A 12,884-nucleotide genomic window follows, 5' to 3' on the forward strand; every position below is an offset into this window, starting at 1 on the left:
GTTCTACTTCCGGACCACAGACGTGACCGGTACTGTTGAACTGCCATCCGGCACAGAAATGGTGATGCCAGGCGATAACCTGAAGTTCAACGTTGAACTGATCGCCCCAATCGCTATGGAACAAGGTCTGCGTTTTGCGATCCGCGAAGGCGGCCGTACAGTCGGCTCCGGCGTTGTTTCCAAAATCAACGAGTAATACACCAACCGGTTCGACGAGGGCCGGGCAATAGTGCCCGGTCCTCCTCTCAATCTTGAAAGGCATGAATATGCAAAGCCAAAACATTCGCATTCGGCTGAAAGCGTTTGATTACCGTGTGCTGGACGCGTCCACACAGGAAATCGTAAATACAGCCAAGCGGACTGGTGCGCAGGTACGCGGTCCTATCCCGCTGCCTAACCACATCGAGAAATACACTGTTCTGCGTGGTCCACACGTAAACAAGAAATCTCGTGAGCAGTTTGAAATCCGTACACACAAGCGTTTGCTTGATATTGTTGACCCGACTCCACAAACAGTAGACGCGCTGATGAAGCTCGATCTTGCTGCTGGTGTGGACGTCGAGATCAAGCTTTAAGGGGGCATGAAGATTATGTTGCGCTCTGGAGTTATCGCAAAGAAGCTGGGCATGACCCGCTTGTTCATGGAAGACGGCAAACAGGTTCCTGTAACCGTTCTTCAAATGGAAAACCTGCAAGTTGTTGCACAACGCACCGGCGAAAAAGACGGCTACACCGCTGTTCAGCTGGGTGCCGGTGTTGCAAAGGCAAAACGCACATCCGCAGCGATGCGCGGTCACTTTGCTGCTGCTAAGGTTGAACCAAAACGGAAAATCGCGGAATTCCGCGTGTCCCCTGAAAACCTGATCGAAGTTGGCGAGGAAATCATCGCTGACCACTATTTCGAAGGTCAGTTCGTGGACGTCTCCGGTACATCTATCGGTAAAGGTTTTGCCGGTGCGATGAAACGCTGGAACTTTGGTGGTCTGCGGGCAACACACGGTGTGTCCATCTCCCACCGCTCCCACGGTTCTACAGGTCAGTGTCAGGATCCCGGTCGTGTTTTCAAAGGTAAGAAAATGGCCGGTCACATGGGTGCTGCCCGCGTGACGACCCAAAACCTGCAAGTGGTTAAAACAGACAGCGAACGCGGTCTGCTGATGATCAAGGGCGCCGTTCCCGGGTCCAAAGGCTGCTGGGTCACTGTTAAGGATGCGGTTAAGAAGCCGTTCCCTGAAAGTGCCATTCTGCCTGCCGCACTGCGCTCTGCCGCTGCTGCTGCTGCAAAAGCCGCCGAAGAAGCTGCTGCCGAAGCCGCTGCAGAAGAAGCCGCAGCAGCCGAAGCTGCCGCCGCCGAAGCTGCTGCTGCTGAAGAAGCTGCTCTGAAAGCTGCCGAAGCAGAAATTGCTGCTGAAGCTGAGAAGAAGGAAGGCGAAGAATGAAACTCGACGTGATCAAACTGGACGCTGGTAAAGCGGGCTCGGTCGACCTCGACGAGGCGATCTTTGGCCTGGAGCCACGTAAAGACATTCTGCACCGTGTTGTGCGTTACCAACTGGCGAAACGCCAGCAGGGGACACACAAAGTCAAGACACGGTCCGAAGTCAGCTACTCCACCAAGAAGATCTACCGCCAGAAAGGCACCGGTGGCGCACGCCACGGCGCCCGTTCGGCTCCGATCTTCCGCGGTGGTGGTGTTTACAAAGGCCCGACGCCCCGTAGCCACGCCCACGACCTGACCAAAAAGTTCCGCAAGCTGGGACTGCGTCACGCACTGTCTGCAAAGATGACAGCGGGCGAGCTGGTCATTCTGGACAACGCCGATATGGCAACTGCCAAAACCGGTGATCTGGCGAAGGCTGTAAAAAACCTCGGCTGGAAGCGCGCGCTGATCGTTGACGGTTCGGAAGTGAATGCAAACTTTGCATTGGCTGCCCGTAACATCGACGGTGTAAACGTTCTGCCAAGCCAGGGTGCCAACGTGTATGACATCTTGAAAAGCGACACTCTGGTCCTGACCAAAGCTGGCGTTGAAGCATTGGAGGCTCGTTTGAAATGAGCGATAAAGCTGAACTCTACGACGTGATCCGCAAGCCGATCATCACCGAAAAAGCAACAATGGCTTCCGAGCATAACGCTGTTGTTTTCGAAGTGGCAATCGACGCGAACAAACCGCAAATCAAAGAGGCTGTTGAAAGCCTGTTTAATGTCAAGGTGAAGGCTGTGAACACATCCATCACCAAAGGCAAGGTTAAGCGGTTCCGCGGTCGCCTGGGCCAACGCAAGGACGTTAAAAAAGCCTATGTGACGCTGGAAGAAGGTAACACCATCGACGTGTCTACCGGTCTTTGATCGGATCTTGCGTGTGTCGGGCTGAAGCCCGACCTACGGTTTGAAATTGAGAGAGCCCCTGCTGTAAAGCGGGGGCTTTTTTGTTGGTGGCAATATGAATTTACAATCGCCGAATTGAAAATTACTTTAGATGGCAATGCCAAATCCGTAACGAGACACGAGGTTAATCTTCTTCATGAAAACTGTGCGGGTTTTGTTGAATTCCGAAGATTTCAATTTGAATGTTTATGCACCAGCAGAAATTCTAGGCGATTTTTTGGACAGCTTAAAGGCAATCCAAAAGTACCAAGGCCGGGTTCCCAGAGTGTATCAAGAAATCGTCGCCCTGCTATATTATCACGGACAGGTTTTAAACGGTGGCCATAACCAGTGGGTCGGGAATTTGTGTAACTTGTTGGACGCACAAGCTGACTTAGAGGGGGAGGCATTGAACAGGTTATTGGGGCCTCAGGTCGACGGGTTAATGTATGCCGCTCGGGAGCTAGGTTTGGGTGAGCTACATGAACTCTTAGTTGACGTTCTAAGCTGGTTGGCGATGCCTGGTGACCAACGTGATTGGATGAAGTTAAACGGATTTGATTCTAGATTCTACGGTTTGAAAATGAACCAAGATGCAATGGAGGTATACTGTAAAGCTGGTCCAAGACCTTTTCAAAAATGGTTTGAATTGGTGGGCGGTAAAGCGCACGTTGATGGAGTCCATGTCTACTATTTGGCTGTTGCAAAGTTTTTGCTTTTGGACCCAAACACGGACATCCTCTCGTCAGAGCCTTGGAACAAAGAACGTAGTAAGATCTTCGATGATCCCGAAGCCGTGGTTGCCAAGAAATTGAGTGCTTACGAGCTGGCCAAAAAATATATTCCATCAGATACCTATATAGCCTTGGTCACGGCTTTTTCAAAAATCCAAGATTCTGAAGGTTCGAAAGTTCGTTTTGTGAAGAAAATTCATGCCCTTTCTAATGGTAAGAACGGGTCTACTCGCTTTGTTGCGCAAACAACCAAGAATGTAGTGATTGTTGAAACAGATGAAGATTGCGTGTGTATCTATCAACGTAAATTACCTTGGAGCCGATTATTCAAGTGCGCTTTGGTCGAAGCCGGATTTGCGCTGAGGCTTTCGAGCGTTCAAGCCGTTACCAACGCACGTTGGGTTCGTGGCGAAGCCAAAAGTGGAAAGCTTCTGGCTAAAGCACAAATAAATCCAAAATGGCGAAAAATGTTCTTCGAATTCAAAATTCCGGAAGGGCTCATGCTGTCTGATGGCGGTGTTGAAGCACACAGCGGCATTCGAAACGGAGATCTAATTGCACTGGAGATTTCGTCTGAACAGATTGGATGGCAATATAAAATGTGGAATTCAAATTTAACAATTCGTGCGGATTCGCATACCGTTACGATCGAGCATAAGGAGTTGGGACGGTGCGAGACATTTTCTATGGATCAGCTGGATGAGTTGAGAAATAGCTTGCTGCAAAAATACGGGTCTGCTCAGAGCTAGTTACGCTAAGGTTTTTCCCTTTAACGCTTGACCCAAAGCCGCCTCTTTCCTACAAGCCACCATCTGCACCGTCCCAGATTCGTCTGGGGCGTTGTTGTTTTTGGCGGACAGTTTTTCGCCGACCGCAATTCGGGCACCTTCGGGGGCCTATACCTTGGAACCTTCGGGGTCCTTAACCATAGCAGGCTCCTTTGCCTGCGCTATATACGGAAGACAGTAAGAATGGCACTTAAGTCGTATAAACCAACGACGCCGGGCCAGCGTGGACTGGTACTGATCGACCGTTCGGAATTGTACAAAGGCCGTCCGGTCAAAGCCCTGACACAGGGTTTGACCAAGAACGGCGGACGTAACAACACCGGGCGGATCACGATGCGTCGCAAGGGCGGTGGGGCGAAACGCCTGTACCGTATCGTTGATTTCAAACGCAACAAAATGGATGTACCGGCCACGGTAATTCGGATCGAATATGACCCGAACCGGACCGCGTTCATCGCACTTATCAAATATGAAGACGGCCAGCAGGCCTATATCATCGCACCACAGCGTCTGGCTATTGGTGATCAGGTGATCTCTTCGGCAAAGGCTGACGTGAAGCCGGGCAACACTATGCCGTTCACAGGTCTGCCAATTGGTACAATCATCCACAACATCGAGCTGAAGCCAGGTAAAGGCGGTCAAATCGCCCGTGCTGCCGGGACTTACGCCCAGTTTGTTGGTCGTGACGGTTCCTACGCACAGATCCGCCTGTCCTCGGGCGAGCTGCGTCTGGTACGTCAGGAATGTCTGGCCACTGTTGGCGCGGTTTCCAACCCCGACAACTCCAACCAGAACTTCGGTAAAGCCGGCCGCAACCGTCACAAGGGCATCCGCCCGAGCGTGCGCGGTGTGGTTATGAACCCTGTCGATCACCCGCATGGTGGTGGTGAAGGTCGTACATCCGGTGGTCGTCACCCTGTATCTCCTTGGGGTAAGCCTACAAAGGGTGCGCGCACCCGCAGCAACAAGACCACGGACAAATACATTGTCCGGTCCCGTCACGCCAAGAAGAAGGGTCGTTAACAGATGCCTCGTTCAGTATGGAAGGGCCCTTTTGTCGATGCTTATGTGCTTAAAAAAGCAGAAAAGTCTCGGGAATCCGGCCGCAAAGAAGTTATCAAAATCTGGTCTCGTCGTTCGACGATCCTGCCACAGTTCGTGGGTCTGACTTTTGGCGTTTACAACGGCAAAAAGCACATCCCTGTCAACGTGTCAGAAGACATGATCGGCCAGAAGTTCGGTGAATACTCCCCATCGCGCACCTATTACGGGCACGCTGCGGACAAAAAAGCGAAACGGAAGTAAGCCATGGGAAAGTCTAAGAACCCCCGTCGCGTAGCAGAGAACGAAGCGTTTGCCGTTTCTCGTATGCTGAAAACCAGCCCTCAAAAGCTGAATCTTGTGGCGCAATTGATCCGCAACAAACCAGTTGAAAAAGCTCTGGCCGATTTGACGTTCTCCAAGAAACGCATCGCCGCAGACGTTCGCAAGACGCTGCAATCCGCGATTGCCAACGCAGAGAACAACCACGGTCTGGATGTTGACGAACTGATCGTTGCAGAAGCCTACGTCGGCAAGAACCTTGTCATGAAGCGTGGACGTCCTCGGGCACGTGGTCGCTATGGCCGCATCCTGAAGCCTTTCGCACAAGTCACTATTCTGGTGCGTCAGCCAGCAGAGGAGCAAGCATAATGGGTCAGAAGATCAATCCAATTGGCTTCCGTCTGCAAGTCAACCGCACATGGGACAGCCGCTGGTATGCCAATAAGGCAGAATACGGCGATCTGTTGCACGAAGACCTGAAAATCCGCGAGTTCATTAAGAAAGAATGCGCGCAAGCAGGTATCGCACGTGTGATCATCGAACGTCCGCACAAGAAATGCCGCGTGACAATCCATTCGGCTCGTCCGGGTGTGATCATCGGCAAAAAAGGTGCTGACATCGAAACACTGCGCAAGAAGCTGTCGAACCTGACAGACTCCGAACTGCACCTCAACATTGTTGAAGTTCGCAAGCCGGAGCTGGACGCGCAGCTGGTTGCCGAAAGTGTTGCACAGCAACTGGAACGTCGTGTGTCTTTCCGTCGTGCCATGAAACGCGCTGTTCAAAACGCGATGCGTATGGGTGCCCTTGGTATCCGTATCAACTGTGCCGGCCGTCTGGGTGGTGCTGAAATCGCGCGGACCGAATGGTATCGTGAAGGTCGTGTTCCACTGCACACACTGCGTGCGGACATCGATTACGCACGGGCCGAAGGTCTGACAGCTTATGGTATCATTGGCATCAAAGTGATGATTTTCAAAGGCGAGATCATGGAGCACGATCCATCCGCACGCGAACGTCGTCAGGCTGAAATGCAAGAAGGCGGGCCTTCGCGTCCACCTCGTCGCTAAGGAGACAGAGAGATGCTTTCACCAAAGCGTACCAAATTCCGCAAGGCGTTTAAGGGCCGTATCCACGGTCAAGCCAAAGGCGGTTCCGATCTGAACTTCGGGTCTTATGGCCTGAAAACAATCGAGCCCGAGCGGATCACTGCACGTCAAATCGAAGCGGCTCGCCGCGCGATGACACGTCACATGAAACGTCAGGGCCGTGTTTGGATCCGGATTTTCCCTGATCTGCCAGTGACCAAAAAACCAACCGAAGTCCGGATGGGTAAAGGTAAAGGTTCCGTCGAATTTTGGGCAGCCAAAGTTAAGCCGGGCCGGATCATGTTTGAAATTGACGGTGTGTCCGACGCTGTTGCACGCGAAGCCCTGCGCCTTGCTGCAATGAAGCTGCCGGTTAAAACACGCGTCGTTCAACGCGAAGACTGGTAAGTGGTGTCGGGCTGAAGCCCGACCTACGCTGAGAATTGAAAACCCCTGATCGTATGGTCAGGGGTTTTTTGCGTTTTGGGTTGGCTAATGCAGACGGGCGTGTACCTCATAGCCTTCGATTGTGTCCTCCCCGAGCGCGCGTAGCGCTTCGAGCCGGTGGTATCCCTCAATCAGGACATAGCCGCCGGTTTTGCCCTCGCGCACGCGGATCGGGGTGGTTTGGCCGTTTTCCAGTATATCTTCCGCCAGCGCTTGGACCTTCGCGGGGTCCAGCGTCTTTTTGCGTTTCACCGGAACGCGGATTTCGACTATTGGAAAGGTTTCTTTTATCGGCATGACCGCACTCTGCGCCCGAATTTCCGGTTTGCCCAGCGGTGTTTGCGGCGGGGCTTCACCGTGACGTGACTGGAGCGTGATCAAACAGCCTGCTAGGCGCATAGAAGACCCTTCGGAGAGACCCATGCAGGCTTACACCATTACCGGAATTTTCATTCTGATCGTTATCGCCAGCCTGCTGGCAGCCCCCCGGCGTGTCACGGTCGCCAGCTTCTATGGCGGACAGACGGGCACGGGGGCGCAACCGGCGCTTTGGACGCTGGTGCTTAGTCAGGTCACGACGTGGATATTTGCGCGGTCGCTGATGAATGCGGCGATCCTTGGGTATTATTACGGGATTGCCGGCGTGCTGGCCTATACCGCCTATTACGGATCCTTTCTGACTGGCGCGTTTGTCGTTGGCCGCTTGCGGGAAAGCGGTGCCGGTTCTGTGCAGGACTGGCTGACAGAGGGTTTCGGTCCCACAGGCACGGCCTGTTATAATCTTGTGATCGCCTTGCGTCTGCTGTCCGAAGTTTTCGCCAACCTGCTGGTGGTGGGGCTGATTTTTTCTGCGGTTCTGCCCCATCTGGCAGGGTATCAGGATTATGCGGTGATCGGTGTCGGGTTCATGGCGCTGGCCTATTCCGCCTGGGGCGGGCTGAGCGCTGCTTTGCGCAGTGATGTGGTGCAGATGCTGGTGTTTCTGGTGGTTTTTGGCGCGGCGTTTATCTGTCTTGTCACCAGTGCGTTTTTTAATCCGCTGGCAACACTGACAGCGACAGGTGTTTCCGGCAGTTACAACGGTTGGGTGCTTCTTGCAGTTGCCGGTCTTCAGGTGTTTTCCTATCCCGTCCATGATCCGGTAATGATGGACCGTGGTTTTGTCAGCGATCCGGATACGACGCGCCGCAGTTTTCTCCATGCCTTCTGGATTTCCGCGCTCTGCATTCTGGCTTTCGGGTTGTTCGGTATTCAGGCGGCACTGGAGGGCGCGGCCTATGAGAACCAGTTGCTCGGGACGTGGGCACAGATGCTGCCGTCTTGGGTGTTCTCTGCATTGATGGTGTCGCTGCTGGTGTCGGCTCTCTCTACGCTGGATTCCGCGCTGTCCTCTGCGGCGCGGCTGGTGGTTGAGGAATTGAACCTCGCGCCGCGCACACTGATAAGCGGACGGGTTGCCATGCTGGTGTTTGCTGCACTTGGGGCGGCGCTGACGCTTTGGGGTAATCAAAGCCTGTTTGACGCGGTAGCGGTATCGGGCACGGCTTCTATGTTCCTGACGCCGGTGCTGCTGGTCGGGTTGGTGGGCGGACGCCGTATCGCGCATTGGGCCTATCTGAGCGCATTCGCCGCTGCAATGCTGGGTGCTGCGGCCTATTTCCTGCGGGACAATGATTTGGTGTCACAGGTGCTGGTTGAGGGGCATAAATACGAACAGCTCTTGCAGATTTGTCTGGTGGTGCTGCTGGTCGGCTTTGTGGCGGTTCTGGCGGGATCATCCCGGCAAACGGCGCTGCGCAGCCGATAAAGCGCGTTGGCCCGCGCTTGTCCCTGCGCTATGCACAGAGCATGAGCCAGATTGATTCCCTCTTTGTGACCCGCCTGTACCGCGCCCAACTGACCGAGCTGGGCGCCGCCATTAACCCTGATGAGCTGGAGGCGACCTGTCTGTCCATCGCAGACGACGACGAGGCCGGACAGGACTGGTGCGAGGAGAACGATTTCCCCGGTTACACCAGCTATGCGAGCCTTGACGATCTGCCGTGGCGCTTTCCGATCTTTAAGGATCTGGTCGCGTCACTGGATGCCCATGTGGCCGCTTTTGCCGAAGATCTGGCCTTTGATCTGGAGGGGCGCGCCCTGCGGCTCGACAGTTTGTGGATCAATATTCTGCCGACAGGGGGGATTCATACCTCTCATATCCATCCCCATTCCGCGATCAGTGGTACGACCTATGTGGCGATGCCGTCGGATGCCAGCGCAATCAAATTCGAAGACCCGCGCCTTGCCATGATGATGGCCGCGCCCACCCGTAAGAAAGACGCAGCGGGCGATTTAAAGCCGTTTCATTACGTGGCACCGAAGGTCGGGGATGTGTTGCTATGGGAAAGCTGGCTGCGCCATGAGGTGCCGATGAATATGTCCGACGAAGAGCGGATCTCGGTCAGTTTCAACTATGCGCTGGTAGAGGCAAAGTAACGCTGCCCATTGGCGTTTTTGTGATCTCTGCCGCCCTCGACAGGGGGGCAGTGGATTGCTAGCCTGCGCCGAAACTGATGAAGACCAAAAAGATCAAGACGTGGGGGCAGTTCCATTATTAGCCGTTTCTTTACCGCTTTCGCGCTGGTGTTAACCCTCTTTCTGGCAGCCTGCGGGACACCCCCGCCGGACCGTCTGCCCCCTGTGCAACAGTCTGAAGTTGCCGCGCTGGAGGCCAGTATCCTTGCGCTGGGACCGAATGTTGACCCCGCTGAAGCGGCCCGCGCGGCCTCTATCGCGTTTCACTATCCGCGCAAACTGGCGGTGGAATACGGCGTCACCGACCCACCGCTCATTCACAATACCAAGGTGAATGCGGGCACCCGTCCGCGCGGTCTGTGCTGGCATTGGGCGGAAGATATGGAAAACCGTCTGGCGGCAGAGAATTTTCAAACGCTGGAGCTGCACCGTGCCATTGCCAATTCCGATGTGGCCTTCCGGATTGATCATTCAACAGTTCTGATCGGGCGTGTCGGCAGCACGATGGAAGAATCGATCATCCTTGATCCGTGGCGCTATGGGGGGCCGTTGTATTGGGGGACCGTGGCTGGCGACAGGAAATACAAATGGCTGCGTCAGGAAGATGTGCTGGCCCGCCGCGCGGCTGAACGGGCGGCAGGTTAGGGCAGGGCGCTGCGCCCCGCCGCAGTTCAAAGGTTCACTGTGATGTCCGAAACCGCAGGGAAGGGGCCGCCCTCTAGTGCTACGATCACATCAAAAGGATCGCTACCAGCGTTAACGAAGTTCAGGATGACGGAAGCGGTCGGATCTTCTTCGGTGCCTGTTTCTTCTATCCGCAAGCCGGTGTAGGTGGTGTCCTTACGTTTCCGCGTGTAATCGCGGAGAGATTGGCCGCAAGAAATTCGTCTGTTACCGGCACCGGCGTTGCATTTCGCGGGTGCTGACAGCGGATTGCATAGTGCCGGCGTCTTTGCTAATCATGGGCGAAGGTCCGGTCTTGTGATAAAACCCCTTGCCAGCCTGCCCTATCCAACCTATAGAGCGCGTTCATCATCCACTCCATTGGAATCAGGGTGACGTATGTGCATGCGAAAGTATGCGTCTATGCGGCCTGCCAATGATGTTGAAAAAAGGAAATGGCTATGGATGCCAACGAACTTCGGGGCAAAACCCCGGATGAGCTTCGTACGGAGCTTGTCAATCTTAAGAAAGAAGCGTTCAACCTGCGTTTTCAAGCGGCCACAAGCCAGCTGGAAAACACTTCACGTGTACGCCAGGTTCGCCGCGATGTTGCGCGTGTGAACACAATCTTGAACCAAAAAGCTGCTGAAGCAGCGGCTGAATAAGGAAGTGTGAACAATGCCTAAGCGTATCCTCACCGGCACTGTGACCAGCGACCAGAATGCACAGACTGTAACAGTTTCTGTTGAACGTCGTTTCACACATCCGGTTCTGAAAAAGACCATCCGTAAGTCCAAAAAATACCGGGCTCACGATGCGAACGAGCAATTCAAAGTTGGTGACAAAGTCCGCATTCAGGAATGTGCGCCAGTTTCGAAGACCAAACGCTGGGAAGTTCTGACAGACGCCTCCTGAGGCCCTGCCGAAACCATCAGTTAATCGAAACCCTGGGGCCTAGACTGCATTTAGGTCCTCAAAGGTCGGAGTATCTACCATGATCCAGATGCAGACCAATCTTGACGTAGCTGACAACAGCGGCGCACGCCGTGTTCAGTGCATTAAGGTTCTGGGCGGTTCCAAGCGGAAGTACGCTTCCGTGGGCGACATTATTGTTGTCTCTGTGAAAGAAGCCATTCCACGCGGTCGCGTGAAAAAAGGTGAAGTTCGCAAGGCAGTTGTTGTGCGCACCGCCAAAGAAGTCCGTCGTGAAGACGGCACAGCGATCCGTTTCGACGGAAATGCTGCCGTTCTCTTGAACAACGCTGGTGAGCCTGTTGGCACACGTATTTTCGGGCCGGTGGTTCGTGAGCTGCGTTCCAAGAACTTCATGAAGATCATTTCTCTTGCGCCGGAGGTGCTGTAATGGCTGCTAAACTGCGTAAAGGTGACAAGGTCATCGTGCTGGCCGGTAAGGACAAAGGGAAAGAGGGCGAGATTTCGTCTGTAAACCCGTCCACTGGCAAAGCTATCGTTTCTGGCGTTAACGTGGCGATCCGCCATCAGGCCCAGACACAGAACTCTCAGGGTGGTCGTGTACCAACCGAGATGCCGATCCAACTGAGCAACCTTGCTTTGGTCGATCCTAAAGACGGCGGCCCGACACGGGTTGGTTTCAAAATGGACGGCGACAAGAAAGTCCGTTTTGCCAAGAAATCGGGAGAAGTGATCAATGGCTGATTATACTCCACGCCTGAAGGCTGCGTATAAGGACACGATCCGCGCTGCCATGAAAGAAGAGTTCGGTTACAAGAACGACATGCAAATCCCCAAGCTCGAAAAAATCGTGCTGAACATGGGTGTTGGCGAAGCCGTAAACGACTCTAAGAAAATCCGCTCTGCTGTATCCGATATGGCCGCTATTGCCGGTCAGCAGCCTGTGATTACCAAAGCGAAGAAATCCATCGCTGGTTTCCGCGTTCGTGAAGACATGCCTTTGGGTGTGAAAGTCACGCTGCGTGGCGATCAGATGTATGAATTCCTTGATCGTCTGATCACAGTTGCAATGCCTCGTATCCGCGACTTCCGCGGTGTATCGGGCAAGAGCTTTGACGGCCGTGGCAACTATGCCATGGGTCTGAAAGAGCACATCGTGTTCCCGGAAATCGACTACGATAAAGTTGATGTCATGTGGGGCATGGATATCGCCTTCAACACGAACGCGAACACAGATGCGGAAGCGAAAAGTCTGTTGAAGCACTTTAACGTGCCTTTCACAAACTGATCGCGGACAGGAGAAAACATCATGGCTAAAGCTGCAATGATCCAACGCGAACTGAAGCGTCAACGTCTGGTAGAGAAATATGCTGCCAAACGTGCCGCGCTGAAGGAAATCGCGACAAACATGGATCTTCCTATGGAGGAGCGTTTCAAGGCGCGCCTGAAACTTGCGGAACTTCCCCGCAATTCCTCTGCCACCCGTCTTCACAACCGTTGCCAGGTCTCCGGTCGTCCAAAGGCGTATTATCGTAAACTGAAAATGTCCCGGATCGCGTTGCGCCAATTGGCGTCTGACGGCCAGATCCCTGGCATGGTCAAATCGAGCTGGTAAGGAGAAGTACATATGAACGATCCTATCGGTGATATGCTCACACGTATTCGCAACGCTCAGATGCGCGGCAAATCCACAGTGAAAACACCTGCTTCCAAACTGCGTGGCTGGGTTCTGGACGTGCTCCAGAGCGAAGGTTACATCCGCGGCTATGAGGCTGGTACAGGCGCTAACGGTCACCCCGAGCTGGAGATTTCTCTGAAATACTTCGATGGTGTGCCCGTGATCAAAGAACTGAAGCGGGTATCCACACCTGGCCGTCGCGTTTATGCGAACGTCAAGGATATGCCATCGGTTCGCCAAGGTCTCGGCGTTTCCATCGTATCGACATCCAAGGGTGTCATGTCAGACGCACAAGCACGCGCAGCCAATGTCGGCGGCGAAGTGTTGTGCACAATCTTCTAAGGGG

At 54.0% G+C, this 12,884-nt stretch carries 23 protein-coding genes; 21 read left to right on the forward strand and 2 right to left on the reverse strand.

Annotated features, from left to right (window positions below; genetic code table 11):
• The 11 genes from BFV97_RS16140 to rplP all read left to right on the forward strand — a co-directional run.
• Positions 1-196 (forward strand): EF-Tu C-terminal domain-related protein (locus tag BFV97_RS16140; RefSeq protein WP_483814929.1); only part of this gene is annotated, 196 nt, incomplete at its 5' end.
• 70 nt (positions 197-266) lie between these two features.
• On the forward strand, positions 267-575 hold the full coding sequence (gene rpsJ / locus BFV97_RS16145) for a 30S ribosomal protein S10 (protein ID WP_069301434.1): 309 nt from the start codon (positions 267-269) through the stop codon (positions 573-575).
• Between the two features lie 15 nt (positions 576-590).
• Positions 591-1,439 (forward strand): 50S ribosomal protein L3, encoded by an 849-nt coding sequence (rplC, locus tag BFV97_RS16150; protein ID WP_083225699.1) that lies wholly within the window; start codon positions 591-593, stop codon positions 1,437-1,439.
• On the forward strand, positions 1,436-2,056 hold the full coding sequence (gene rplD, locus BFV97_RS16155; protein ID WP_069301435.1) for a 50S ribosomal protein L4: 621 nt from the start codon (positions 1,436-1,438) through the stop codon (positions 2,054-2,056). The genes rplC and rplD overlap by 4 nt, the downstream gene beginning before the upstream one ends.
• Positions 2,053-2,349, forward strand: a complete 297-nt coding sequence (locus BFV97_RS16160; protein ID WP_069301436.1) for a 50S ribosomal protein L23 — start codon at positions 2,053-2,055, stop codon at positions 2,347-2,349. The genes rplD and BFV97_RS16160 overlap by 4 nt, the downstream gene beginning before the upstream one ends.
• A gap of 175 nt (positions 2,350-2,524) precedes the next feature.
• Entirely contained in the window at positions 2,525-3,850 is a 1,326-nt protein-coding gene (locus tag BFV97_RS16165) for a DMP19 family protein (RefSeq protein WP_069301437.1), read from the forward strand.
• Positions 3,851-4,072: 222 nt separating this feature from the next.
• The gene (gene rplB / locus BFV97_RS16170; RefSeq protein ID WP_069301438.1) at positions 4,073-4,912 is read left to right on the forward strand and encodes a 50S ribosomal protein L2; all 840 of its coding nucleotides are present in this window, start codon (positions 4,073-4,075) and stop codon (positions 4,910-4,912) included.
• A gap of 3 nt (positions 4,913-4,915) precedes the next feature.
• The gene (gene rpsS, locus BFV97_RS16175) at positions 4,916-5,194 is read left to right on the forward strand and encodes a 30S ribosomal protein S19 (RefSeq protein ID WP_069301439.1); all 279 of its coding nucleotides are present in this window, start codon (positions 4,916-4,918) and stop codon (positions 5,192-5,194) included.
• Between the two features lie 3 nt (positions 5,195-5,197).
• Positions 5,198-5,581, forward strand: a complete 384-nt coding sequence (rplV, locus tag BFV97_RS16180; protein WP_069301440.1) for a 50S ribosomal protein L22 — start codon at positions 5,198-5,200, stop codon at positions 5,579-5,581.
• Positions 5,581-6,282: a 30S ribosomal protein S3 gene (rpsC, locus tag BFV97_RS16185; protein WP_069301441.1), complete on the forward strand. Its 702-nt coding sequence runs from the start codon at positions 5,581-5,583 to the stop codon at positions 6,280-6,282. The genes rplV and rpsC overlap by 1 nt, the downstream gene beginning before the upstream one ends.
• A 12-nt stretch (positions 6,283-6,294) precedes the next feature.
• Positions 6,295-6,708 carry a 50S ribosomal protein L16 gene (gene rplP / locus BFV97_RS16190; protein WP_069301442.1) on the forward strand — a complete coding sequence of 138 codons (414 nt, stop codon included), beginning with the start codon at positions 6,295-6,297 and terminating at the stop codon, positions 6,706-6,708.
• 84 nt (positions 6,709-6,792) lie between these two features.
• Here the strand turns inward: rplP and BFV97_RS16195 are convergent, their stop codons facing one another.
• The gene (locus tag BFV97_RS16195) at positions 6,793-7,146 is read right to left on the reverse strand and encodes a ParB N-terminal domain-containing protein (protein ID WP_245667776.1); all 354 of its coding nucleotides are present in this window, start codon (positions 7,144-7,146) and stop codon (positions 6,793-6,795) included.
• A gap of 22 nt (positions 7,147-7,168) precedes the next feature.
• Here BFV97_RS16195 and BFV97_RS16200 point away from each other — a divergent pair, with 22 nt between their 5' ends.
• The 3 genes from BFV97_RS16200 to BFV97_RS16210 all read left to right on the forward strand — a co-directional run bounded on the left by BFV97_RS16200 (position 7,169) and on the right by BFV97_RS16210 (position 9,909).
• On the forward strand, positions 7,169-8,554 hold the full coding sequence (locus BFV97_RS16200) for an SLC5/6 family protein (protein WP_069301443.1): 1,386 nt from the start codon (positions 7,169-7,171) through the stop codon (positions 8,552-8,554).
• Positions 8,555-8,595: 41 nt separating this feature from the next.
• Positions 8,596-9,225, forward strand: coding sequence for a 2OG-Fe(II) oxygenase family protein (locus BFV97_RS16205; protein ID WP_069301513.1), 630 nt, complete (start codon positions 8,596-8,598; stop codon positions 9,223-9,225).
• A gap of 204 nt (positions 9,226-9,429) precedes the next feature.
• Complete coding sequence (locus tag BFV97_RS16210) at positions 9,430-9,909, forward strand: hypothetical protein (protein WP_245667778.1); 480 nt, start codon at positions 9,430-9,432, stop codon at positions 9,907-9,909.
• Positions 9,910-9,935: 26 nt separating this feature from the next.
• On the opposite strand, the gene BFV97_RS18955 is transcribed toward BFV97_RS16210, so the two are convergent.
• Positions 9,936-10,085, reverse strand: a complete 150-nt coding sequence (locus BFV97_RS18955; RefSeq protein WP_216635972.1) for a hypothetical protein — start codon at positions 10,083-10,085, stop codon at positions 9,936-9,938.
• 303 nt (positions 10,086-10,388) lie between these two features.
• On the opposite strand from BFV97_RS18955, the gene rpmC reads away from it, so the two are divergent.
• The 7 genes from rpmC (at position 10,389) to rpsH (ending at position 12,880) form a co-directional block, all read left to right on the forward strand.
• Positions 10,389-10,592, forward strand: coding sequence for a 50S ribosomal protein L29 (gene rpmC / locus BFV97_RS16215; RefSeq protein WP_069301445.1), 204 nt, complete (start codon positions 10,389-10,391; stop codon positions 10,590-10,592).
• Between the two features lie 13 nt (positions 10,593-10,605).
• Positions 10,606-10,842 carry a 30S ribosomal protein S17 gene (gene rpsQ / locus BFV97_RS16220; RefSeq protein ID WP_069301446.1) on the forward strand — a complete coding sequence of 79 codons (237 nt, stop codon included), beginning with the start codon at positions 10,606-10,608 and terminating at the stop codon, positions 10,840-10,842.
• A 79-nt stretch (positions 10,843-10,921) separates the two neighbouring features.
• Positions 10,922-11,290, forward strand: coding sequence for a 50S ribosomal protein L14 (rplN, locus tag BFV97_RS16225; RefSeq protein ID WP_069301447.1), 369 nt, complete (start codon positions 10,922-10,924; stop codon positions 11,288-11,290).
• The gene (gene rplX / locus BFV97_RS16230; protein WP_069301448.1) at positions 11,290-11,604 is read left to right on the forward strand and encodes a 50S ribosomal protein L24; all 315 of its coding nucleotides are present in this window, start codon (positions 11,290-11,292) and stop codon (positions 11,602-11,604) included. Before rplN ends, rplX begins: the two co-directional genes overlap by 1 nt.
• The gene (rplE, locus tag BFV97_RS16235) at positions 11,597-12,148 is read left to right on the forward strand and encodes a 50S ribosomal protein L5 (RefSeq protein WP_069301449.1); all 552 of its coding nucleotides are present in this window, start codon (positions 11,597-11,599) and stop codon (positions 12,146-12,148) included. Before rplX ends, rplE begins: the two co-directional genes overlap by 8 nt.
• 21 nt (positions 12,149-12,169) lie before the next feature.
• Positions 12,170-12,475, forward strand: a complete 306-nt coding sequence (rpsN, locus tag BFV97_RS16240) for a 30S ribosomal protein S14 (protein ID WP_069301450.1) — start codon at positions 12,170-12,172, stop codon at positions 12,473-12,475.
• 12 nt (positions 12,476-12,487) lie between these two features.
• Complete coding sequence (rpsH, locus tag BFV97_RS16245) at positions 12,488-12,880, forward strand: 30S ribosomal protein S8 (RefSeq protein ID WP_069301451.1); 393 nt, start codon at positions 12,488-12,490, stop codon at positions 12,878-12,880.
• Positions 12,881-12,884: the final 4 nt, after the last annotated feature.

It is taken from the genome of Neptunicoccus sediminis (genome assembly GCF_001719615.1).
In the GTDB taxonomy this organism is placed as follows: domain Bacteria; phylum Pseudomonadota; class Alphaproteobacteria; order Rhodobacterales; family Rhodobacteraceae; genus Amylibacter; species Amylibacter sediminis.